Annotated in this window: 1 protein-coding gene; it reads right to left on the bottom strand. The window is 52.0% G+C overall.

Annotation, left to right across the window (positions count from 1 at the left end; translation table 11 throughout):
• Window positions 1–767 (bottom strand): DHH family phosphoesterase (locus tag R7093_RS25125; protein WP_318147005.1); only part of this gene is annotated, 767 nt, incomplete at both ends.

Below are 767 nucleotides of genomic sequence, written 5' to 3'. Positions count from 1 at the left end.
CGTCAGCAAAGGCAATGACTGGACGATGGAATTTCTCTTTGATACGCGAAGCGAGAATACCAATCACACCTTGGTGCCAATCGCGTTGGAACAGCGATAAGCCGTATGGCAGCTCGCTGTTTTCGCCAAACTGCAAACGTTCACAAAACGCCATCGCTTCTTGCTTCATGCCTTCTTCAATCTCTTTACGAGTCTGATTGAGCCCATCAAGCTCACTGGCCATGCGACGTGCAGCGTGGATGTTGTTACACATCAGCAGCTCAACACCAAAAGACATGTCGTCTAAACGGCCAGCGGCATTAATACGCGGCCCCAATGCAAAGCCGAAGTCCGATGCCACCAAACGTCGCGCATCGCGTTTCGCCACTTCAATCAGTGCTTGAATACCTGGGCGCGCTTTCCCCGCACGAATGCGCTGCAAACCTTGATGCACCAGAATTCGGTTGTTCTCATCAAGCGGCACAACATCAGCGACAGTGCCCAGTGCGACAAGGTCGATCAGCTCCATCAGTTTCGGCTCTTGCATGCCTTGCTGAGCAAACCAGTTGTGTTTGCGCATGTGAACGCACAACGCCATCATCAGATAGAACGCCACACCAACGCCAGCCAACGCTTTAGAAGGAAACGCACAACTGTCGAGGTTTGGGTTCACCATCGCATCCACTTCTGGTAGAACTTGTCCTGGCAAATGGTGGTCTGTCACCAATACGGTAATGCCATTCTCTTTGGCGTAGCGCACACCTTCAATCGACGATACGCCATTGTCG

The sequence above is a fragment of the Vibrio sp. 1580 genome (genome assembly GCF_033340055.1).
Note: the sequence above shows the minus strand (reverse complement) of the source record. Positions and strands in the feature narration are given on the sequence as shown.